This is a genomic window from Clostridium sp. AT4 (assembly GCF_001517625.2).
Taxonomy (GTDB): Bacteria; Bacillota; Clostridia; order Lachnospirales; family Lachnospiraceae; genus Enterocloster.
This window is the reverse complement of the sequence record NZ_LN999828.1, coordinates 383,839-404,687: the sequence shown is the minus strand read 5'-3', so window position 1 is coordinate 404,687 and position 20,849 is coordinate 383,839. Positions and strand designations below refer to the sequence as shown.

Genomic DNA, 20,849 nt, shown 5'->3' with positions numbered 1-20,849 from the left:
CTATAAACGCAGTTTTTTTATTTGTCAAGCGCCCGAAGCTGCTCTGTAAAATGATTTCCCAGCTTTATGCTTCCCACATATCCCACATCTCCGGTCATCAGAACATTTCCATCCTCCCGGATTTCCAGTTCCAGAGTTCCTCCCGGCATCTGGACGATCATTTTCGGATCCGTAAGGCCCAGACGGTAGGCAGCCGCAGCAGCCGCACAGCAGCCGCTTCCCGAAGCCAGCGTATAGCCTGCGCCCCTCTCATACACCTCAGTCTGAATATGGGTTCGGTCTAATACCTTCATAATCTGTGTGTTGATCTTTTCCGGGAACTGTCTGGCATTCTCCGAATACTTTCCGATCCGGCACACCAGCTCCTTTGAAATCTCATCCATAAGGATTACCAGATGGGGATTTCCTACCGATAAGCAGGTAACAGGATAGGGAATCCGTCCAAAGACCATGGTTTCATTGATAATCTCCCTCCTTGGCCCTGTTACCGGAACCTCATCGCTCCAGAAAGACGCCTTTCCCATAGAGGCCTTTAACCTTGTTCCTTCTTCATTCAGATAGTGGATGTCGATTTCTCCGCCTTCTGAATGGATGGTAAAATCCTTTTTCTGCACATAGCCTGCATCCTTTAAATATTTTGCAAAAATACGCACGCCGTTTCCGCTGTTCTCCGTCCGGCTTCCATCCGAATTCCAGATCACCATGGAAATCCTGTCATTCTCCATCACAGGCCCCTCCAAAATGCCGTCCGCTCCCACGCCGAAATTTCGGTTACATAAAAGCTGAACCCGCGAAGGGGTCAGGGCCAGTTTATTTTTATTGGGATCATATACCAGATAGTCATTTCCAAGTCCGTGATATTTTTCAATGGTCAGTCTCATAGCTTACCCTCTTTCCCCACAGATACTTTTCTGCGGTTTTGCCGTATTCATGTTATAATTCTATTTTATCAGGCATTATTTTATAATAATATTAATTTTATGCTGTTTTATATTGCAAATAATGCTATATTAAAAGAAAGAATTCCATCCGTCAAAAAGGAGGATACCAACCGTGACTTCTCAAACTCAGCCGTCATCCCAGACTTCCCGCCCCCAGGGATATTTAAAGGAAGAATTCCGCTTTTTCCACCTTAAGGATCTGGGAAAAGGACCTTATGAATACCACCACCACGATTTTCTGAAAATACTGATCCTGATAAACGGAAACGTTTCATACTCCATCGAGGGCCGCTCCTATCGCCTCATGCCCTGGGATATGGTGTTGGTGGACCGGGGCCAGATCCACCGTCCTGAACCGGATCCTTCCTGTCCCTATGAACGCCTGATCCTATATCTCTCGCCTGCCTTTTTAGAAGCTCATAAACACGCAGACAGCGATCTGGCCCTATGCTTCAGCACAGCCAGCTACCGCCACTCTCAGGTTCTGCGGTTTGCAAAAGAAGAGCTCCGCCCTATGGCTGTCCTTTTAAAACAGCTTGAAAATGAAACAAACAGCCAAAAAGGAGACTTTGCATCTCCCCTTTTTTCCCGGCTTCTGTGCCTGGAATTTCTTATTTTACTCAACCGGTCCTGCCTCTCCTCCTCCGGCCCCTATGTCACCACCAGTTCTCTGGACTACCGGGTTTCCGGACTTATGGCCCATATCAACAACCATCTGGAAGAAGACCTCTCCATCCCTGCCCTGGCCTCTGTGTGCAGCTTAAGCCCCTACCACATGATGCGTGTTTTTAAGGAGGAAACCGGCTTTACGATTGGGAGCTATATCACAGAAAAGAGACTGGCCCGAGCAAGAGAACTTCTGGCTCTGGGCGTAAATGCCACCACCGCCTGTTATCAGTGCGGATTTCAAAATTATTCTACCTTTCTGCGGGCTTACAAGCGGCGGTATGGGCAGCTTCCGAAGGATTTTCAGTAGGATAACGATTGTTTTTTAATATGCAGCTATGGCTCGCAGCCGAAAGGATAAATGATGGAGTTTCCCAGAATGGAGGATGAGCTGCTCAGTCCCATGATATTACTGGTCAAGGCGCTGAAAATTGAAAAGCTGCTCCAAAGCCATTCCCCTCATAAGGGGATTACGGCTTAAAAGCAGCTTTTTTCCTTTTGCACAGAATCTTCATCCTGTCGCATATTATGTTTTATTCCTGAGATGGGGTATCCTCTGCCTGTTTTTCCTCTGCAGGCTCTGTAACATCCATTGCCTCTGATTCAGACGAATGTTCCGGTCTGGCTTCAGGCTCACTTTCCCTTACTGCCCCAGCCGCATCATCCTCAGCCTTCAGATGCTCCGTATCCGGCAGTCCATTCTCCTCCTCCGGCGTTTCCTCAGGCTCCGGGATTCCCTTTACCTTGCGGAATATCTTCATAAACTCTTTTCCGGTGATGGTTTCCTTTTCAATCAGGAAGTCTGCGATCTGATCCATGGCGTCACGGTTCTCATTGAGCAGGCTCTTTGCCGCTTCATAAGCGTCCTTTAAGACCTTCATCACTTCCTTGTCAATCTCAGCCGCTGTGGCGTCACCGCAATTTAATATGGCACGGCCGGTCAGATACTGGTTCTCCTGGCTTTCTAAGGCCATGAGGCCGAATTTCTCAGACATACCATACTGGGTTACCATGGCTCTTGCCAGATTGGTGGCCTGCTGGATATCATTGGAAGCCCCGGTAGTAACAGTCTCAAATACAATCTCCTCTGCCGCGCGGCCGCCCATGAGCTCTACCAGACGGGCCTCCAGCTCCTTCTTGGTATTTAAGAACTTCTCTTCTTCCGGAACATTCATTACATATCCCAATGCACCCATGGTTCTTGGAACAATGGTGATCTTCTGTACAGGCTCCGAATGCTTCTGCAGGGCGCTTACCAGAGCGTGTCCTACCTCGTGATACGATACGATCCGCCGCTCCTCCTTGCTCATGATCCGGTCTTTCTTTTCCTTACCGACCAGAACCACCTCCACAGCCTCAAAGAGATCCTTCTGTGAAACAGCGCTTCTGCCGTTTTTAACTGCATTGATAGCAGCTTCATTCATCATGTTTGCAAGATCAGCGCCCACAGCGCCAGAAGTGGCCAGAGCAATTTCCTTGAAATCAACGGTTTCATCCAAAAGCACTTCCTTGGAATGTACCTTTAAAATATTGATTCTTCCGTTCAGATCCGGCTTATCTACTACTACCCGGCGGTCAAAACGTCCGGGACGAAGGAGCGCGGGATCCAGGATCTCAGGCCGGTTGGTAGCTCCTAAAACAAGAAGTCCCTTTGTAGAATCAAAGCCATCCATCTCAGAAAGAAGCTGGTTTAAGGTCTGCTCCCTCTCATCATTTCCGCCCATGCGGCTATCGCGGCTGCGGCCGATAGCGTCAATCTCGTCGATAAAGATGATACACGGCGCATTTTCTGTCGCATTTTTAAACAGGTCACGGACACGGGACGCACCCACGCCCACAAACATTTCCACAAAATCGGAACCGGACAGGGAGTAAAAGGGCACATGTGCTTCTCCTGCCACCGCCTTTGCCAGAAGGGTTTTACCCGTTCCTGGAGGCCCCACCAGCAGTGCTCCCTTTGGAAGCTTTGCACCGATCTTTGTGTACTTTCCGGGATTGTGAAGGAAATCTACAATTTCTGTCAGGGACTCCTTCGCCTCGTCCTCTCCGGCCACATCCTTAAAGGTAATGCCGGTTTCCTTCTGGACATACATCTTGGCATTACTCTTTCCAACGCCCATAATGCCGCCTCCGCCCATGCGCTTCATGGTGAAGTTCATAAGGAACAAAAGGATCAGGAACGGTACTGCATAGTTAAGCAGAGCGATAAGAAGTGCGTTGGTACTGCCATTTTCCCGATTGGTTATAACATTGTTCTCCAGCACACGATTTAAAAACTGGTAATCCCCTTCTATACGGACTACATAGTATTTCATCTGCTGGGAATATTCCGTTGCCTCTGCCTTTGGCATTACTTCAATAACAGCATCCTTTACCCGGATGGATTCCACTTTGCCGTCTTCCACCATCTGTACAAATTCATTGTATGACAGTTCCTTGCGCTGTCTGGATTCCACTGCGGAATTCATCCAGCTCACGATCATGATCGTCAGCAGAGCAGCCACCACCAGCATGGCAATAGTCTGCCAGTTACTGTTCATATTCTGGTTTTGCTTCTTGTTATTATCCATACTGTGCTATTTCTCCCTCTGAACAGGCTGCCTTCACACGCATAAAACGTGCCAAAACCCATTCTTTTCTATTATAGTGGCAGTCCATCCATAAATCAAGGAGCAGAAGTATAAAATTTCCCTTAAGATGGGTCATTTTCCTCATCCATATCCATTTCCCCGCTCTACCAGTTCCGGTCAAACCCCAGATATCTCGTTCCCTGAAAATGAAGCTTTCCCTTATCTCCCTCTGCCAAAAGCCCATACTCTCTTCCGCCCAGCCTGAGTTCCATCCGGTCTCCGCTTTCCACCTGAAAGGTAACATAGTAGCTGGAAGAGCTTGTATGGTTTTGATTTCTCATAATATGTGTACGTTTGGAAACAACCGTTGCAGATACGTCCAGCCTGGGAGACCGGTTATTCTTCCCCCACTCTCCGATTCCACGCACGATCACCACAAGGATCATCCCGAAAATAAGCACAAATACCATCAAAAACATGATCTCAAATCCGCCCATAAAAAAATATTCCATCATATGCCGTACCTCCCCATGTATTCCTACTCTTACTATATCATAAAATCCCCCTGTCTTTTTTACATTTTGCTTACGCTTCCATAAACATTTTTCCCCGTTTCTTCCCCATTTTTCCACCTTATCTTTCTGCCTTTCCGCATAAAAACCGCTCTTAAATCCACACTATCAAAAGAACATGGTGATGCGTGTCAGGAGGTGACAAGAAATGGCGCAAACAAGACATCCAGCCGGCAGACATTCAGAAACTCAGGTCCATAAAAACAATTATGACATTGATATTCAGGCCTGTTCTTCCATGGACTGTACGGGTCTGATCCCGGCTCTTCCTGAGGATGAGGCCCAGAGAGAGGCTTATGAAGAGATTTATCCCTACATCACAAAGGCCAGGTAATTTCCATAGGGATGACAGCCAAAAAGCCCGGACGAACAGACAGCCTAAGGCTGCCCTTCATCCGGGCTTTCTCTTTACTATTCAGTTATAAAGCGGCTCTCTCATGCATAAACCGCCCCAGAAACTCTTTCGTCTGATGCTCCTTCGGAGCTCCGAAAATCTGGGCCGGTTCGCCTTCCTCCACGATTACGCCTCCCGCCATAAATACGACCTGGCTGGAAACATCTCTTGCAAAGGCCATCTCATGGGTCACGATGATCATAGTCAGTCCCTCAGAGGCCAGCTTTCTCATAACCTCCAAAACCTCTCCTACCATCTGCGGATCCAGAGCTGAGGTGGGCTCATCAAACAGCAGAAGTTCCGGCTCCATAGCCAGCGCTCTGGCAATGGCGACTCTCTGCTTCTGTCCGCCGGACAGCTGCTTTGGCTTTGCATTAATATAGGGAGCCATTCCAACCTTTTCCAGATAGGAAAGAGCATTCTTTCTGGCGGTTTCCTTATCCTTTTTCAGTACCTTTACCTGTCCTACCACGCAGTTTTCCAGAACTGTCATGTTGTTAAACAGGTTAAAGCTCTGAAATACCATTCCCACTCTTGATCTGTATTTGGCTGCATTTACCTTTGGGTCTGCAATGTTATTTCCATGGTACAGAATCTCTCCCGTGGTTGGCGTTTCAAGAAGGTTCAGACACCGCAAGAGGGTGGATTTTCCGGAACCGGAGGCTCCGATAATACAGGTTACATCGCCTTTATTGACGGTAAAATCAATATCCTTTAAGACCAGATTCGTGCCGAAGGTCTTGCTTAAATGGCGGATTTCAAGTATCTTCTCGCTCATTATACCCCCTCCTTTTTATCTCTGTCGTCGGGATAACGGTACATACCGCTGGTATATGCCAGCGTATCCGTTGTTGCCAGATCAAAGTTGTCTGCGCCGTCCATCTTCTTTTCCCACAGGCGCAGCAGACGGGAGCATGCAAAGGTCATGATAAAGTACATAACCATAGTAATGGTGTACGTTTCAAAGTTCATATACAGCGCACCTGCTGCGGCCTTTGTCTTATAAAGCAGCTCTGCTACACCGATCACGGAAAGAACGCAGCTGTCCTTGATATTGATGATCAGGTTATTTCCAATCTGGGGCATCAGGTTTCTCAGCGCCTGAGGCAGGATCACATACAGCATAGTCTGCACATGGGTCATTCCGATGGACATGGCTCCCTCGGTCTGTCCCTTATCAATCGAAAGGATACCTCCGCGGACAGTCTCCGCCATATATGCTCCGGTGTTAATGGAAAGGATAAAATAAGCGGCATTTAAAATAGAGCTGTTGATATTTAACAGGGGCATCAGTCCATAGTAAATAAACATGGCCTGAGCCATCATGGGAGTACCTCTGAAAAACTCCACATATATATTTAAAATAAGCTTCACGATCCACAGGATTCCCCGTTTGATCGGATTATCTCCCTTTTCTGAGGGTATGGTCTGGACAATGCCCACTGCAAAGCCAATGACACAGCCTGCAATGGTTCCCACCAAGGCAATCTGTAAGCTGACGCCTGCGCCCTGAAGCATGGATACGCCGTAACGGCTGAACACAGCCATCACACGGCCAAAAAAATCGGTTGGCATAATATTCTCCTTATTTGTAAAGCTGCCGGGATCTGCCGGCAGAGATCATCAGTTTACAAGAGGCTGTACGGAAATGGCCTCATCCATCATTTTGGAGAAATCCTCTTTTGTCATCTTTGAAAGCACGCTGTCAATGGCTTCCTTCAGTTCAGTATTTCCCTTCTTTAGAGAAATTCCGATGTTGATATCCTCATCTGTTACCTGGAAATCATTCTCTCCACCGCCAAACTCTATGAGCTTGAAGTCAGGGTATGCGATCAGAGCGCCCTTGCCGGTAGGCTGATCCGTCACTACCAGATCGCACTTGTCCGCGTTAAGAGACATCAGCATATCAGGAGCATTGGCAGTGGCTGCCAGAATATTGGCATCCTGGATCTGGGGCAGGCAGGTGTTGTACCAGATGGTGCTCTGCTGGGAGGTACAGGTAGCGCCTGCCAGATCGTCTACGCTCTTGGCATTTTCATATTTGCTTCCTTTTTTTACCAGGGTAACAATACTTGCATAATAATAGGGAACGGTAAAATCAACGGCCTGAAGACGCTCGGAAGTAATGGACTGTCCTGCGATCACACAGTCTGCCTGTCCGGTCGTAACGGCTGGAATCAGAGAATCCCAATCCAGACGCACAATCTCAAGGTCATATCCCAGCTCCTCACAGATTTTCTTTGCCATCATAACATCGTAACCGTAAGCATACTCATTGCTTCCGGAAATCGGAACTGCGCCGTTGGAATCATCAGGCTGTGTCCAGTTGTAGGGAGCATAGGCGCACTCCATAGCCACTTTAAGGGTTTTCTTTTCACCAGAAGCTGCTGCGCCTTCTGTCTTTGCCGTATCTGCTCCGCCGCCGCAGCTGGTCAGCGCCCCTGCTGCAAGAATGCCTGCTGCTGCAAGTGCCATCATTCTCTTTACATTCTTTTTCATATTTTCTCTCCTCATTGTTTTCTTTCTTCTAAAGCATGATCAAATCTGATGCATATACCAAAAAATGGAAAACAGACAAAAAAGTCACACCCATCCCTTCAGGTATGACTTCTTTGTCACGAACCATTTTTAATACTGCACACATACTTCTGCATGTTTCTGATGCGTAGTATATCATAACATTTCCGGTTTTCCAATACCTTATTTTCCATTTTCATCGGAAATATTTTCCGCTGCCTTAAGCTTTTTTTCCAGAACAGCCTCCATCTTTTCTTTATATTCCTCATCCATGGGGATCTGATCGCCCTCCTCATCCACCTCTACGGCAAAAAGAAAGGTTCTGGCATCATTGATCTCATAGCTGCAGGTTACCAGAGTGAAAATACTTCTGGCCGGATATTCCACCTCTTCCTTATAGGAACAGGGTTCCACCATTGTCCTTACAAATTCATCAAATGTCTCCTGGGTTTTAAAGCCCGTCATGCGTACAATGGGCTTGGCTTCTCCATAGTAGCAGGACACAGCTTTTAAGCGGATCTCACGCTCCGGCGTGTAGATGCTGAAATACTGATGCTCCTTAAAATACTCCGGATCCTTGTAGCGGTTGATATCCTTAAACATGCTTCCATTCTTCATATTGTGGCCGTAGAGGATCTGATTGCGTCCCTGCAGATCCGCTTCGCTTTCAAAATCCAGATAAATGGAGCCTGCCGCACTTTCCTTCCCATAAAAATCGTGATCCAGATAAAAATCATTATCCGTTCCCTGCACGATGGGATAATCCACATTTGTATCAGGAATCCTGATCCATCCTATGGTGTCCGGATTTTCCACAGTCAGCGCCTCAAAATCAATAGGAGAGACATACGCTTCCTCTAACGGCTCTGTTTCCTCCGTTTCAGGCTCTGTAGGAGCTTCTGTTGTCTGTCTGGCCGCTTCCTCTGCCAGTCGTTCATATTCTTCCTGGATCCGCTTATCCTCTAAATACTGATGTACGGTCAAAGCGCCGCTTATAAGAAATACAGCCAGCAGAATAAACATCAGCACCCGCCGCTTTCCGCCGCTTTTCCTTTCATTCTCGTTCATACTGAAATGTTCCTTTCCTGCTGTTTCCATTCACCAGTACGCCCCACGGCCTCCTGCATCAGCAAAAGAAGCTCCATAAAGCTTCTGAAATTTACCTGTGAACGCTTTTCCCTCCAGCTGACAGTTCCCTGCCAGGTAGCATTGCGCCGGAACAGAATACGGATCACAAACGTTGCAGGGCCGTAATTTCCAACTGCCACATGAAAGCTTCGGGGGATAATGATGCCATCCGGCCGGCTTCCCTCCGGAAGCGGATCCAGCATGGCCGCGATCTCCTCCTTCAGATCAAATTCGTTGATAAAGGTTCTGCGGTCTGCTACTGCCGGGTGTGATACATCGCCTCCCATCTGACAGCCCTCATAATTTCGTACCGTTACCTCACACATCCGCTTTCCAAGACCGGTTCCTCCGGGACGGATCTGACTGCCTAAGGAAACTGCCAGAATATCCATAAGCTCCATCAGGCTTAAAAACGACTTCCGTTCCCCTGTTCCCATATTGGTAATGCTCCCCTGCCAGGTAGCATTGTATCTGTATTTTACATGCAGCGTAAAATCAGCTTTTTTTCCCTTTCGCTCCGGCAAAAGCTGTGAAGCCTCCATTTCTCCGGTCTCGGCCTTCAGCTCCCGGCTTTTTCCTGAAAAATTTCTATAGTCAACGCTCTTTATTGGATAGTGGATCTCATCGAATAATTCCTCCAGGATCAGTATCATCTCCGAAAGGCCGATGAAAGGCATACCGCCTTCCCGGCTGTCATGATAGAGTCTCCCCTTCAGTATACGGTCTTCAAATCCGTCTGCTGCAATATGGATAAACCGGTATGCATTCGGCAATAAACCTTTTTTGGTCATTGGCATTTTTCATCCCCTTTTTCTGTCACTTTTTTCTAGTATATCAGTTTCCGGTTACAATCCGGTTACAAATCGGGCTATTTTCTCATTTTTCTTTTTCTTTCCGGCAGAAGATGTAGACATTTTCCCCTTATATGGTTATACTTAACATATATTAGTATGAAGGAGTTACAAAAGATGCCATCAGCATTTGACTTAAATCCTACAATTTATATACATACCTTGGGAGGCTTTTCAATCGAAGCCGGGGGGAAGGTAATCAACGACAGCAGCAATCAGTCAAAAAAGCCATGGGTTCTTTTAGAATATCTGGCAATCTTCCAGAAAAAGGATATCAGTCCGGCAGAACTGATCCAGGTAATATGGCCGGATGATCCGGGTGTTAATCCTGCAGGAGCGCTTAAAACCCTGATGTTCCGCTCAAGAAAGCTTTTAGAGCCTCTGGATATTCCGCCTCAGAAGCTTTTAGTCCAACAGCGCGGAACTTATGCCTGGACCAAAGAATATACTACTGTTTTAGATATTGATGAATTTGAAACGATCTGTACCCGTGTGTTAAATGAATCTCTGCCGGAGGAGGAAGCCCTTTCCCTCTGTTTTGCCGGCGTTGAACTTTACAGGGGAGATTTTCTTCCAAAAGCGGAGTACGAATCCTGGGTCATCCCGATCAGCACCTATTACCATACGCTGTATCAAAAGCTGATCCACTATACCATTCATCTTCTGACTGCAAAGAAAGCCTTTTCCCAGATCACCGCCCTGTGTCAGACCGCTATTGCCATTGAACCCTTTGACGAAGAATTCCGCTATCAGCTGGTTTATTCTCTGTATCGGGACGGCCACACCCATCAGGCGCTGGAAGAATACAACAACACTCTGGATCTCTTTTACAGTGAGTTTTCCATCTCCCCCTCTGATCATTTTAAGGATCTTTATAAGATCATCCGCGATGACGAACAGGGTGTCAACCTGAACCTGGATCATATCCAGCACGCCCTCAGCGAAGAAAGCTCCGGCGGTGCCTTTTACTGCGAATACCCTGTATTCCGTGATCTGTTTCAGCTGGAGCGGCGGGCCATTGACCGCACCGGCGATTCCATCTATCTGTGTATGCTTACCGTAACCGGTCTGAATGGAAAATCACTTAAAACCCTGATCTTAAACAAAGCAATGGAGCATCTGGAAGCATCCATCCGAGGTTCCCTAAGATGCAGTGATGTATTTACCCGTTACAGCATCAGCCAATATCTGATCCTTCTTCCTACGATTACTTCAGAAATGGCTGAGATGGTGCTGAAACGGATCATCACCAATTTCCGAAAAGTTTACAACCGAAAGGACATGACTGTTGAATTCCGTTTACAGCCCTTAAAGCCCTTGAATCGGGATGAAGGGTTCTGATCCTGCCTTCCATACAATTTTTATCACCCGCCCGGAGAGTGCTTCTGATCTCCGGGCGGGTCATTTTATGGAGTACAGAGTACCGGGATCCCCTTATACACCAGATCATACAGCGCCGGAGCCTTTTGGGGAGGAAGATTGATGCAGCCGTGGCTGCCTCCGGTCTGATAAAGCGTTCCGCCAAACTTGCTTCTCCAAGATGCGTCATGAAGGCCGATCCCGCCGTTAAAAGGCATCCAGTAATCTACATGGCTCTCATACTCATAGGTTCCGTCAGGCTTTTTCTTTCCTCTGAGTATCCGATCCTCTTCCTTATAGGTCAGGCTGTAGATTCCTGAAGGAGTGGTATAATCCTTTGACACATTTCCTGTGACACAGGGAGCATCCCATACGATCTGGCCCTCTTTGAACATATAAACGTGCTGGCCTCCCAGATCGACCTCAACATAGGTAGTTCCCCAATCCATTCCCTCTCTGGACGCAGCCTTCTGGCTGTAAACAGGCTCTCTGTCGGCCTGAGCCTGTCCTTCGCTCCAGCAGCTTCCCGAAGAAACCAGCTCCATAAGGGCTGCCGTCTCTGCTGCCTGATCGATCTTCCAGCCATAGGGGCCTGTGATCTCTGCCTGACCTCCTGCTGCCTTTGTTACGGTTCTGGCTGTTCCAGCTGTGTCATATCGGGAAGCCAGATCCCTTACGAAAGCCGCTGCCTTTTCCTGATCAACCGTAATCTTTCCCTCTGATACCCCCGTGATCCAGCTGGCCATGGTTTCTCCTGTCAAAAACTCCTCTGCCTCTCCGAATACATAACGGAGCTTTTTTTCTCTCCGGCTGTTCATGGCATCACAGAGATTCTTCAAATGTTCATCACTTTCCCACAGGCTGACGGTTCGGTAGCAGCCTTCTGCCTCCAGATCCAATTCATTTCTTCCTGCCTTTACAGCCTCATTTACTGCCAAAATCGTTTTTTCCCGATCCACATCATTTCCCTGTACTGCGGGAACAATGGAAAATGGCTTTCCTTCCTCATAGGGTGAAATCGAAGCGTCCTTTGTAACTGTAACAGCGCTGCTGTTTAATACGGAAAGTGCTTCAATGGCCTGATCCAGCTTTTCCTGGCTGTAGGAGGGAGCAAGCGCTGCCTGATGTGAATTGTCTACCGAGGGGCCGGATTGCCTCCCCCCTTCGTTCTGAGCCTTCAGGATAGCATCCAGATCATCTGTCAACGCAACCTGATAATCAATTGCTTCTCCCCGGATCACCTCCCTGCTCCCGTCCTTTTTTATGACAGAAAGCTCGTATTCGCCGGCATAAAATCCCTGGATCCGTTCTCTGGCCTCCTCCGGTGTGAGTCCTCCCACACCTACGCTGTTGATCCTGGTACCGTCCACAAACCGCGAAGCGTCTTCCTGAGCTCCCGGGGAAGAAACGGCAAAAAAAGCAGACAAAGAAACGGCTGCCAGAAAAAGAGCAGTTTTATTTTTACGCATAAAAACATCCTTTCTGATATAAAATCTCATATTTTATTCTAGCATACTTTTCCTTCTGTGCATCTTACAATTGCCTACAATTTTTATTAAAAAATGTAAAAGAGACCCCCCTTCCCGAAAGATCTCCTTTGAACTTGATCAGTCAATGACCTTAATGCTGTCGATCACCGGCTGATTATCCTTTGCAACTGTACCATTATTATCCTCTACCTGAGTATCCTTACAGATTGCGTCCACAACCTCCATACCATCGGTTACATAGCCAAAGCAGGCGTATTCACCGTCCAGGAACGTACTGTCCTCATGTACAATAAAAAACTGGGAGCTTGCACTGTCCTTCATCTGGGAACGTGCCATGGAAATGGCGCCTCTTGTGTGAGATAAGTCATTCTCTACACCATTGGAGGAAAATTCGCCTTTGATTTCCCGTTCTGAGCCTCCCATACCATTTCCCATGGGATCTCCTCCCTGAATCATAAATCCGCTGATGATCCGATGGAAGGTAAGTCCGTCATAAAATCCCTGTTCTGCCAGATCCATGAAATTTGCCACTGTGATCGGGGCGCTGTCTCCGTCCAGCTCTACGAAAATGGTGCCATAATCCTTTACATTGATCTCTATATGGTGCTTTCCGGCTGCAGCCTGCAGATCCAGACTCCCCTTATGACCTGCTGTACTCTTTTCATCTGCCTGGGCTGTTCCGTCTTCCGCTGCTGTCTCTTTCTCAGACTCTGCTGCTGTTTCTGCCTTTGTGGTTTCTACCTCTGAAGAAGCCGCTGCTGTCTCCTTTGCTGTTTCCTTTGCATCTGATGTACTGCCGCATCCGGCCATAAATACTGCTGCTGTCACTGCGGCCAGACAGACTGTCATCCATTTTTTCATCCTGTATTCCTTCCTTTCCCGTCCGTTCATCTGCCCCTTTTTTCTGATAAGAGGCAGCCAGATCATTGTACCATTCCGGATATCCACAAGTAAAGGACTTTATAAAAATATCACAGTTTAGTCACAATTTGCCTAAAGCACTGTGCTTAATATTCTCCCCTGACAGCAAAGCCGTGATCCATGGGGCCGCTTCCCCTTCCCAGATCAAGCTGTGCTTCCAGGGCAGCAGAAAGATACCGCTTCGCCTGAGCGACTGCAGCCTCCAGTTCCATTCCCTTTGCCAGGTTGGAAGCAATGGCGCTGGACAGGGTACAGCCGGTACCATGGGTATTGGGATTGTTGATCCTTTTTCCGTAAAGCCAGATTCCATGGCCCATTCTGTATAAATAATCATTGGCATCATTGATCCGGTGCCCTCCCTTTAAGAGTACACTGCAGCCATATGTCTGTGAAATGATCCTGGCCGCTGTTTCCATGTCCTCTTCAGACCGGATTTCACAGCCGGAAAGCACCTCTGCCTCCGGTATATTGGGCGTCGCCAAAGCTGCCAGAGGCAGCAGCCGCTCTTTCAGCATCTCCACCGCATCTTCTCCTATGAGTCTGGCTCCGCTGGTGGCTACCATCACCGGATCTGCTACAATATGTTCCGCCTGATAAAAGCTCAGGCGCTCTGCGATCACCTTGATCAGCTGTGCAGAAGATACCATGCCGATTTTTACCGCATCCGGCCGTATATCCGTAAATACTGCATCCAGCTGCTTCTCCAGAAATTCCGGCGCCACCTCCATGATAGCGCTTACACCGGTTGTATTCTGTGCTGTGAGAGCCGTGATGGCGCTCATTCCATATACTCCATTTGCCAGCATAGTCTTTAAATCCGCCTGGATTCCTGCTCCTCCGCTGCTGTCGCTGCCTGCTATCGTCAATACCGTTTTCATTTGAATCTCCTTTCTGTTTACAAAAAGGGAACGATCAAGACTCACAGCGATAAAACATACTTCGGCTGCCATAAAAACGAATCTCGCAAGCAGGATTCTCCGCCTGCGGCGGGTCGCATCAGCGACATAATCCCACCCCGGCAGGTGCACTCTCTCTTTAAAAGCTTCCCTACGTTGGCATTATCCAAATCAGGTTCACGGGTCTAAGCGCTGTCAGCTTACTCTCAGCCCGCTTGCGCGAGCTCCCCTTTTTATATTACTTTTTATTATAATCCTTCTGTCCTAAAAAGCAAGAGGGATAACCGGCCTTAAACCAGTTATCCCTCTCTCATATCACATCATTTCAGCAGTCAGCGGAGAGTTTTCCAAATCCTCCTAAACTATTTTATCCGCAACAGCTTCCCAGAATCTCTGTTAAACCATTTTTACTGCCGGTATGACAGCGGATCACATTTGTTTAAACTTCTTCTATTTCCGAAAGATTTTGCATACTTTGCAAACTGATTGCTATCGTAGACATATTATGGAACATTGCAGTAGTCGTAGGCTGTATCATTCCTCCCACTCCTAAAAGAATGAGTAATGTGTTAATACCCACTATTTCTTTATAGTTCCTGTTTATTCTTCTCATCAATGCCTGACTGAGATACTTCAATCGCACAATCTGATATAAATTATCAGCCGGAATCGTAATGTCTGCAATTTCTCTGGCAAGTTCTGACCCATCGCTGACTGCAATCCCTGCGTCCGCCGCTGAAAGTGCCGGAGAATCGTTGATCCCGTCGCCTACCATGAGTACCTTCTTTCCTTTGGATTTTTCCTTCTCAATAAACATGGCTTTGTCTTCCGGCAATACCTCTGAGTAGTACTCATCAACACCTGCCTTTCGGGCAATGAACGCTGCTGTACGCTCATTGTCTCCCGTCATCATAACAACCTTCTGAAATCCTGCCTCTTTCAATGCTCTCACTACGCTCGCGCTTTCCTCCCGCAACGGATCTTCAATACAGATCACTGCTGCAAGAACTCCGTCTATCGCCAGATATAAATGAGAGTATTCTTCCGGGAGGCTTTCAAACTGTTTCTGATATTCCTTCGGAACAGTACATTTTTCATCATCGAAAATAAAATGTGCACTGCCTATAAAGACACGTTTTCCCTCTATACTGGAAGAAATACCATGAGCTACAATATACTCCACTTTCGAGTGCATTTCCTCATGTTCAAGTCCTGCTTTTTTTGCCGCAGATACTACTGCCTTCGCCATAGAGTGCGGAAAATGCTCTTCCAGACAGGCCGCTATACGAAGCAGTTCATTTTCACCTGCTTCACAAAATGGAACAATCATTTTCACGGTAGGCATAGCTTTTGTAAGCGTGCCTGTTTTGTCCAGTACGATCGTTTCCGCTTCTGCAACCGCTTCTAAAAATTTTCCGCCCTTTACCGTAATATCATAAGAGCCTGCCTGACGAATTGCAGACAATACCGCAATCGGCATTGTGAGTTTTAACGCACAGGAAAAATCTACCATAAGCACAGCTAAAGCCTTCGTGATATTTCGCGTAAAGAGCCATGTAAGAGCTGTTCCTGCGAAGGTCACCGGAACTAATCGATCTGCAAGTCGTTCTGCTTTTCCTTCCAACGAAGATTTCAGCTTTTCAGACTCCTCGATCATCTCAACAATCTTCTCATACCGAGAAGAACCCCCGGCTTTTTTTACAGTAAAAGTAAGTTCCCCTTCTTCCAGAACGCTTCCGGCATATACATATCCTCCTGCCTTTTTCAAAACCGGGAGCGGTTCACCGGTCAGAGAAGACTGATTTACCATTCCTTCGCCTTCGCATACCACCCCGTCAAAAGGAATAACATTCCCCATGTGAACTACGATATTATCCCCTTCTTTGATTTTTCTGGAATCAACAAGTACTTCCTGTTCTTCACTTTTCAGCCAAACCTTCGACACATTCAAAGACATACTGCGTGCCAGATCTCCTACCGATTTCTTATGTGTCCACTCCTCCAAGGTCTCTCCAACTCCCAACAGGAACATAACGGAAGCAGCCGTATTAAAATCACCTCGCAAAACAGAAATGCCAATAGCTGATGCATCCAACACTGCGACTTCCAGCTTCCGCCTTGCAAGACTCTTCCAGCCTTCTTTTAAATAATGTACAGCCTTCCATAAAACTACTGCTTTTCTGACCGGATATGGCAGAAAAATTTTACCGGCATAATGAAAAAGAACTTTACCAATCAGTTTCTCCTGATAAATATCATTCAACTGTCTTCCAGAATTTGTTAACACTTCATCCGGAACTTTTACAGACGTATATCGGAATTTTCTTAAAGCCTGAATCAACAGCTCTCGTTTTCCTGAAAAGCAAACGCAGGCATCGGCCGTCCTTCTATAAACCTTTGCCTGCGTGACATATTCCAGCGTATCCAAATAATACAGTAATGTATCGGCCTCTTTATAAGACATTTGTTTCTGTTCCATATGAATACGGATTCTTCCCGGAATCTCATGCTTTATAGTGAATTTCAATTACGCTTCCTCTGTTTCAGGATCAGCATGATCCTCTACTGTATCTTCCTGTACAGAGGCAGCTTCTTCCGCGGCGCGCCTCTCATTGATCTGCTTTGCTTCTGCCAGGATATCTTCTGCATTTTCCTGAACGGTCTCAGCGGTCTTCATCACACAATCTCTTGCTCGAAGAACTGCTGCTGTTCCTTCCACATATACTTTTTTCACATCCTTACTGGAAAGGATTTTCACACCTGCCGTTCCAAATAATACTCCGCCTGCAAACAATGCAAGGTTCTTTAATTTTAAACTATCCATAAATATCCTCCATTTCTGTCTTGTGCGATTTTATTTGTGTTTTTTTCCGGTATAGAATAACATGACGAGACAAACAATCATTGCCCATGCCCATAACCTATGCTGTTTCATTCTGTCACCTCTTCTCTGGTTTGTTATTATATTCTCTCATATATATACAGTCAAAGTATTTTTCTTTTAATGAAATATTTTCTCAACAAATGGCGTGCCGCAATCATATCACCGTATTTGTATTACCTTATACCCCGCCTGCTCAACCGCTTTCTGGAGCTGCATATCTTCTACCTCTTTTTCCATAGATACAACTGCCGTTTTTTTCTTCAGATTCACTTTTGCAGATACCCCTTCCAAACGGTTCAATGCGTTTTCAACCCGATTTTTGCACTGTTCACAGGTCATGCCTTCGATCTGTACCCTCTTCTGACCTATGATATTTTTCAATTTTTTCTTTTTGTCCTGATTTGCGAAGAACCGCCACAGCATCCTCCCTGCCCCTTAAAGTGCTTTGTGCCGGAACGGATTCCTGTAAATACCAGAATCAAAAGTACAGCAATTATAATCTCATTTACCATTTTCCCACGTTCCTTTCTCCATATATACTTTCAGTTTATCAAAACTTTCATCCGACAAGATATACTCCAGCATACTGGCCTCTTTTTCTGCCTGCTGTTGATCAACTCCCGCCTCTACCAGGATTTTTAGAAAAAAAGAGTGTCTGGCAAGTATTTTGTCCGCCAATGCATTTTCTTCAATCCTCTCCTTTCCATACTGGATCTCATACATTTTGTTTCTTCGAATCGCCCCTATATCTTCCAGCGACCTGACCATTCTATAGACTGTCGCTATTCCGATCGCAGGGTCTTTTTTTATCGCTTTATAATAAATTTCTTTACAGCAGACACATTCTTCTTCCAAAATAATATCCAGAAGAATTTTCCTTTGTGCCGTAATACGGCCTCCACACGCTCTTAACTTACGGAAAATTGTTTCTTTTTCCATTTGTGTCCTGGAAAAATCCGGATTTTCATTTTTCTGGCAGCTTTTCACAGACCTCACTCCATTTCCTGTGTTTTATATAAAAGGCCCACACCTTTTCCAAAGTGCGGGCTTTCCCTGAAATTTCCTATTTTTCTGCACTATGGCATCCGCAGCTGCACACTGTATGTCCTTCTTTTCCCGAACATTTTCCTGCAGATGGGCAGCCTATACATTTAACGCCTCTCTTCTTTGCTTTCCATATATAAACAGCCGCAGCGCCTATAATCAACAGCAGGATACCTGTTACCAACAAATCTGCCATACGTCGCTATCCTTTCTTTTTTATGCGTGGAGACGATACTCGGCGCTGAAAGCTTTCTCATTTCTCTGGATCAGCACAAGCAATGCCCCGGCAAATGCAGCCACTGCGATCAGTCCCGGAACAAAACCGTTTCCAAGGGTTCCTGTTGTTATCAGCGTACCTACCTGATATACGAAAAATGCAACTGTATAACCGGTAGCTAACTGCAATGCAATTCCTCCCCACAGCCATCTTTTATCCTGCATTTCAGAATTCATCGCACCAAGGGCTGCAAAACAAGGCGGCGTGAAAAGATTAAACATCAGATAAGCAAGTGCCGCGACTTTCGTAAGTCCCATAACCATTGCCACTTCATTTGCTCCGCCAACTAACGCCAGCTCATCCGTATCAATAAAATTCGTAAGTCCATAAACAACTGCCAGGGTGCCGACCACGTTCTCTTTTGCAATAAAACCTGTGATTGCTGCCGCTGCAAGCTGCCATACGCCAAATCCAAGCGGGATCAGAAGTACTGCAAAAGGAGAAGCAATCGAGGCAAGGATAGACGTATGTTCCATTCCCTCTTCCACTACCTGGAACTGCCAGTTAAAACTCTGCATAATCTGCACTGCAGTGTTACATACCAAAATGATCGTTCCTGCTTTCACAATGTATGCCTTACCGCGGGAAAGCATAGAAAGGGTTGCCCGTTTTAAACTCGGAATTTTGTATTCCGGAAGTTCAATGATAAAGAACGATTTACGGAATTTATATCCGGTAATCTTTTTTACCAATAATGCGCCCAGGAAAATCAACACAGCTCCAGCCAGATACATGGTCGGCCCTACCCATGAAGCGTCTGCGAAGAACGCCCCTGCAAATAACGCGATCACCGGGAGCTTTGCTCCGCACGGCATAAACGGCGTCAGCATGGCGGTTGCTCTTCTTTCTCTTTCGTTCCGGATGGTACGGCATGCCATGATACCCGGAATAGCGCATCCTGTTCCGATCACCATAGGGATTACAGACTTTCCTGATAAACCAACTCTCTTAAAAATCGGATCTAAAACCACAGTAGCGCGAGCCATATATCCACAGTCTTCCAAAAGAGCAATCAGGAAATACATCACCATTACCAGAGGCAGGAAACCGACTACTGCGCCTACGCCTCCAATGATGCCATCCACCAAAAGCGCCTGAAGGAATGGATTTGCTCCTTCCACCAAACCTGCAACCCAGCCCTGAAAAGCTTCAATACAGCCAACTAACCAGTCCGCAATCCATGTTCCAACCGTAGACTGGGATATGTAAAACACGCCAAACATAACCACTGCAAAGATTGGGATTCCAACAAATTTATTGGTAAGCACCGCATCGATGCTGTCCTGCTTATTTTTATCCTTTGTTAAAACTTTTCTTTTTTCTACTGCTTTTACAATCCCATTTACAAATTCAAAGCGCTTCCTGTCGGCTGCCTCAACCTGCGCTTTGTCTTGCAGATCAATATCCGCCTGCACATATGGCGCTTTCTGCACACGTCCTTTTAATGCTGCTGCATGATTTACAACCTCTTTTAATCCTTCATGTCCTGAGGTTATAGATACAGTCTGAATAACTGGACAGCCTAATTTATCCGCTAATTTCTTTACATCAATTTCTGTTTTTTTCTTCTCCGTAATATCGCTTTTATTAAGAGCAACTACCACCGGGATTCCCAGTTCCAGAAGCTGCGTTGTAAAAAACAAACTTCTGCTCAAATTAGTTGCATCCACAATATTAATAATCGCATCCGGATTTTCGTTTTTTACATAACTGCTGGTAATACTCTCCTCCGATGTAAACGGAGACATAGAATAGGCTCCCGGTAAATCTACCGCAATCAGTTCCTCCGAACCGCCGTAATATCCTTTCTTGATCGGACTCTCTTTTTTCTCTACTGTAACTCCAGCCCAGTTTCCCACACGTTCATTTCTTCCTGTGAGCGCATTGTACATGGTTGTTTTTCCGCTATTGGGATTTCCTGTCAACGCAATTCTCATTGATGTTTCCTCCTTCATACTCAGATTAGCGTGAGCTAACCCATCATTTTAAAAAAACAGTGATCAAAATCACCATTTTTATATTGAAATAGCCTGCGCTAAATCAGTATCAATATTATATCTGCCATCTTTGATAGATACCACGCAGCCGCCTTTTCGATGCGTGATCACAGTAATCGGCTCTCCGCTGTAACATCCCAGAGAAAACAAAAACTCATTTAATTCTTCATCATCTGTCAATATATCTTTGACAATATATTCTTTTCCTTCTTTAGCCTCTGATAAATTCATAAACCTTTGGCACACTCCATTCCTTTTATATCTATATATTTATTTTATGTATCAGATAAGTTATTCTTCATTCACACAAGTTAGCTTATCCTAATTTTTATATTTTGTCAA

The 20,849-nt window shown here is 46.2% G+C and carries 21 protein-coding genes and 1 riboswitch; of the genes, 3 read left to right on the top strand and 18 right to left on the bottom strand.

All coding sequences use genetic code 11. The features are described from left to right. Window positions 1-17: 17 nt before the first annotated feature. On the bottom strand, window positions 18-881 hold the full coding sequence (dapF, locus tag BN3656_RS08180) for a diaminopimelate epimerase (protein ID WP_066546372.1): 864 nt from the start codon (window positions 879-881) through the stop codon (window positions 18-20). Window positions 882-1,053: 172 nt separating this feature from the next. Here dapF and BN3656_RS08175 point away from each other — a divergent pair, with 172 nt between their 5' ends. Beyond that, a complete protein-coding gene (locus tag BN3656_RS08175) occupies window positions 1,054-1,917 on the top strand; it encodes an AraC family transcriptional regulator (RefSeq protein WP_066546371.1) in 864 nt (287 codons plus the stop codon). A 223-nt stretch (window positions 1,918-2,140) separates the two neighbouring features. On the opposite strand, the gene ftsH is transcribed toward BN3656_RS08175, so the two are convergent. The 3 genes from ftsH to BN3656_RS08165 are packed head-to-tail and all read right to left on the bottom strand — an operon-like array spanning window position 2,141 to window position 4,689. Further along, window positions 2,141-4,177, bottom strand: coding sequence for an ATP-dependent zinc metalloprotease FtsH (ftsH, locus tag BN3656_RS08170; RefSeq protein ID WP_081422908.1), 2,037 nt, complete (start codon window positions 4,175-4,177; stop codon window positions 2,141-2,143). Next, complete coding sequence (locus BN3656_RS16660) at window positions 4,170-4,313, bottom strand: hypothetical protein (protein WP_167544868.1); 144 nt, start codon at window positions 4,311-4,313, stop codon at window positions 4,170-4,172. The genes ftsH and BN3656_RS16660 overlap by 8 nt, the downstream gene beginning before the upstream one ends. 28 nt (window positions 4,314-4,341) lie before the next feature. Beyond that, window positions 4,342-4,689 (bottom strand): DUF2500 domain-containing protein, encoded by a 348-nt coding sequence (locus tag BN3656_RS08165; protein WP_066550633.1) that lies wholly within the window; start codon window positions 4,687-4,689, stop codon window positions 4,342-4,344. A gap of 208 nt (window positions 4,690-4,897) precedes the next feature. Here BN3656_RS08165 and BN3656_RS08160 point away from each other — a divergent pair, with 208 nt between their 5' ends. Then, on the top strand, window positions 4,898-5,083 hold the full coding sequence (locus tag BN3656_RS08160) for a hypothetical protein (RefSeq protein WP_066546367.1): 186 nt from the start codon (window positions 4,898-4,900) through the stop codon (window positions 5,081-5,083). A gap of 85 nt (window positions 5,084-5,168) precedes the next feature. Here the strand turns inward: BN3656_RS08160 and BN3656_RS08155 are convergent, their stop codons facing one another. The 5 genes from BN3656_RS08155 to BN3656_RS08135 all read right to left on the bottom strand — a co-directional run bounded on the left by BN3656_RS08155 (window position 5,169) and on the right by BN3656_RS08135 (window position 9,585). Beyond that, window positions 5,169-5,924 (bottom strand): amino acid ABC transporter ATP-binding protein, encoded by a 756-nt coding sequence (locus BN3656_RS08155; RefSeq protein WP_096807412.1) that lies wholly within the window; start codon window positions 5,922-5,924, stop codon window positions 5,169-5,171. Continuing rightward, window positions 5,921-6,718, bottom strand: a complete 798-nt coding sequence (locus BN3656_RS08150) for an amino acid ABC transporter permease (RefSeq protein ID WP_066546361.1) — start codon at window positions 6,716-6,718, stop codon at window positions 5,921-5,923. Before BN3656_RS08150 ends, BN3656_RS08155 begins: the two co-directional genes overlap by 4 nt. Before the next feature lie 48 nt (window positions 6,719-6,766). Next, window positions 6,767-7,642 (bottom strand): transporter substrate-binding domain-containing protein, encoded by an 876-nt coding sequence (locus BN3656_RS08145; RefSeq protein WP_066546358.1) that lies wholly within the window; start codon window positions 7,640-7,642, stop codon window positions 6,767-6,769. A gap of 201 nt (window positions 7,643-7,843) precedes the next feature. Beyond that, window positions 7,844-8,728, bottom strand: coding sequence for a class B sortase (gene srtB / locus BN3656_RS08140; protein WP_066550631.1), 885 nt, complete (start codon window positions 8,726-8,728; stop codon window positions 7,844-7,846). Continuing rightward, window positions 8,725-9,585, bottom strand: a complete 861-nt coding sequence (locus BN3656_RS08135; RefSeq protein WP_066546354.1) for a hypothetical protein — start codon at window positions 9,583-9,585, stop codon at window positions 8,725-8,727. The genes srtB and BN3656_RS08135 overlap by 4 nt, the downstream gene beginning before the upstream one ends. A 171-nt stretch (window positions 9,586-9,756) precedes the next feature. Here BN3656_RS08135 and BN3656_RS08130 point away from each other — a divergent pair, with 171 nt between their 5' ends. After that, window positions 9,757-10,980 carry a BTAD domain-containing putative transcriptional regulator gene (locus BN3656_RS08130; protein ID WP_066546350.1) on the top strand — a complete coding sequence of 408 codons (1,224 nt, stop codon included), beginning with the start codon at window positions 9,757-9,759 and terminating at the stop codon, window positions 10,978-10,980. Window positions 10,981-11,045: 65 nt separating this feature from the next. Here the strand turns inward: BN3656_RS08130 and BN3656_RS08125 are convergent, their stop codons facing one another. From BN3656_RS08125 to BN3656_RS08080, 9 genes are all read right to left on the bottom strand, one after another. Continuing rightward, a complete protein-coding gene (locus tag BN3656_RS08125; protein WP_066550628.1) occupies window positions 11,046-12,467 on the bottom strand; it encodes a L,D-transpeptidase family protein in 1,422 nt (473 codons plus the stop codon). Between the two features lie 138 nt (window positions 12,468-12,605). Then, window positions 12,606-13,349 (bottom strand): peptidylprolyl isomerase, encoded by a 744-nt coding sequence (locus BN3656_RS08120; RefSeq protein ID WP_066550625.1) that lies wholly within the window; start codon window positions 13,347-13,349, stop codon window positions 12,606-12,608. Window positions 13,350-13,495: 146 nt separating this feature from the next. Further along, window positions 13,496-14,287 carry a bifunctional hydroxymethylpyrimidine kinase/phosphomethylpyrimidine kinase gene (gene thiD, locus BN3656_RS08115; protein ID WP_066550623.1) on the bottom strand — a complete coding sequence of 264 codons (792 nt, stop codon included), beginning with the start codon at window positions 14,285-14,287 and terminating at the stop codon, window positions 13,496-13,498. A gap of 148 nt (window positions 14,288-14,435) precedes the next feature. Then, window positions 14,436-14,546, bottom strand: a riboswitch (TPP riboswitch). Window positions 14,547-14,744: 198 nt separating this feature from the next. Continuing rightward, entirely contained in the window at window positions 14,745-16,832 is a 2,088-nt protein-coding gene (locus BN3656_RS08110; protein ID WP_066546346.1) for a heavy metal translocating P-type ATPase, read from the bottom strand. Continuing rightward, complete coding sequence (locus BN3656_RS08105) at window positions 16,833-17,135, bottom strand: DUF6110 family protein (protein WP_081422907.1); 303 nt, start codon at window positions 17,133-17,135, stop codon at window positions 16,833-16,835. It abuts the gene before it with no gap. A 213-nt stretch (window positions 17,136-17,348) separates the two neighbouring features. After that, on the bottom strand, window positions 17,349-17,570 hold the full coding sequence (locus BN3656_RS08100; protein ID WP_066546339.1) for a heavy metal-associated domain-containing protein: 222 nt from the start codon (window positions 17,568-17,570) through the stop codon (window positions 17,349-17,351). A 120-nt stretch (window positions 17,571-17,690) separates the two neighbouring features. After that, a complete protein-coding gene (locus tag BN3656_RS16655; protein ID WP_081422996.1) occupies window positions 17,691-18,128 on the bottom strand; it encodes a transcriptional repressor in 438 nt (145 codons plus the stop codon). A 321-nt stretch (window positions 18,129-18,449) separates the two neighbouring features. Then, window positions 18,450-20,447 (bottom strand): ferrous iron transport protein B, encoded by a 1,998-nt coding sequence (feoB, locus tag BN3656_RS08085; RefSeq protein WP_066546332.1) that lies wholly within the window; start codon window positions 20,445-20,447, stop codon window positions 18,450-18,452. Between the two features lie 78 nt (window positions 20,448-20,525). Beyond that, window positions 20,526-20,738: a FeoA family protein gene (locus BN3656_RS08080; protein ID WP_066546330.1), complete on the bottom strand. Its 213-nt coding sequence runs from the start codon at window positions 20,736-20,738 to the stop codon at window positions 20,526-20,528. Window positions 20,739-20,849: the final 111 nt, after the last annotated feature.

Coding starts and splice junctions, on each gene's coding strand:
- dapF (WP_066546372.1), bottom strand. CDS start 881: ATGAGACTGACCATTGAAAAATATCACGGACTTGGAAATGACTATCTG.
- ftsH (WP_081422908.1), bottom strand. CDS start 4,177: ATGGATAATAACAAGAAGCAAAACCAGAATATGAACAGTAACTGGCAG.
- BN3656_RS16660 (WP_167544868.1), bottom strand. CDS start 4,313: ATGACCCATCTTAAGGGAAATTTTATACTTCTGCTCCTTGATTTATGG.
- BN3656_RS08165 (WP_066550633.1), bottom strand. CDS start 4,689: ATGGAATATTTTTTTATGGGCGGATTTGAGATCATGTTTTTGATGGTA.
- BN3656_RS08160 (WP_066546367.1), top strand. CDS start 4,898: ATGGCGCAAACAAGACATCCAGCCGGCAGACATTCAGAAACTCAGGTC.
- BN3656_RS08150 (WP_066546361.1), bottom strand. CDS start 6,718: ATGCCAACCGATTTTTTTGGCCGTGTGATGGCTGTGTTCAGCCGTTAC.
- BN3656_RS08145 (WP_066546358.1), bottom strand. CDS start 7,642: ATGAAAAAGAATGTAAAGAGAATGATGGCACTTGCAGCAGCAGGCATT.
- srtB (WP_066550631.1), bottom strand. CDS start 8,728: ATGAACGAGAATGAAAGGAAAAGCGGCGGAAAGCGGCGGGTGCTGATG.
- BN3656_RS08135 (WP_066546354.1), bottom strand. CDS start 9,585: ATGCCAATGACCAAAAAAGGTTTATTGCCGAATGCATACCGGTTTATC.
- BN3656_RS08130 (WP_066546350.1), top strand. CDS start 9,757: ATGCCATCAGCATTTGACTTAAATCCTACAATTTATATACATACCTTG.
- BN3656_RS08125 (WP_066550628.1), bottom strand. CDS start 12,467: ATGCGTAAAAATAAAACTGCTCTTTTTCTGGCAGCCGTTTCTTTGTCT.
- BN3656_RS08120 (WP_066550625.1), bottom strand. CDS start 13,349: ATGAAAAAATGGATGACAGTCTGTCTGGCCGCAGTGACAGCAGCAGTA.
- thiD (WP_066550623.1), bottom strand. CDS start 14,287: ATGAAAACGGTATTGACGATAGCAGGCAGCGACAGCAGCGGAGGAGCA.
- BN3656_RS16655 (WP_081422996.1), bottom strand. CDS start 18,128: ATGGAAAAAGAAACAATTTTCCGTAAGTTAAGAGCGTGTGGAGGCCGT.
- feoB (WP_066546332.1), bottom strand. CDS start 20,447: ATGAGAATTGCGTTGACAGGAAATCCCAATAGCGGAAAAACAACCATG.
- BN3656_RS08080 (WP_066546330.1), bottom strand. CDS start 20,738: ATGAATTTATCAGAGGCTAAAGAAGGAAAAGAATATATTGTCAAAGAT.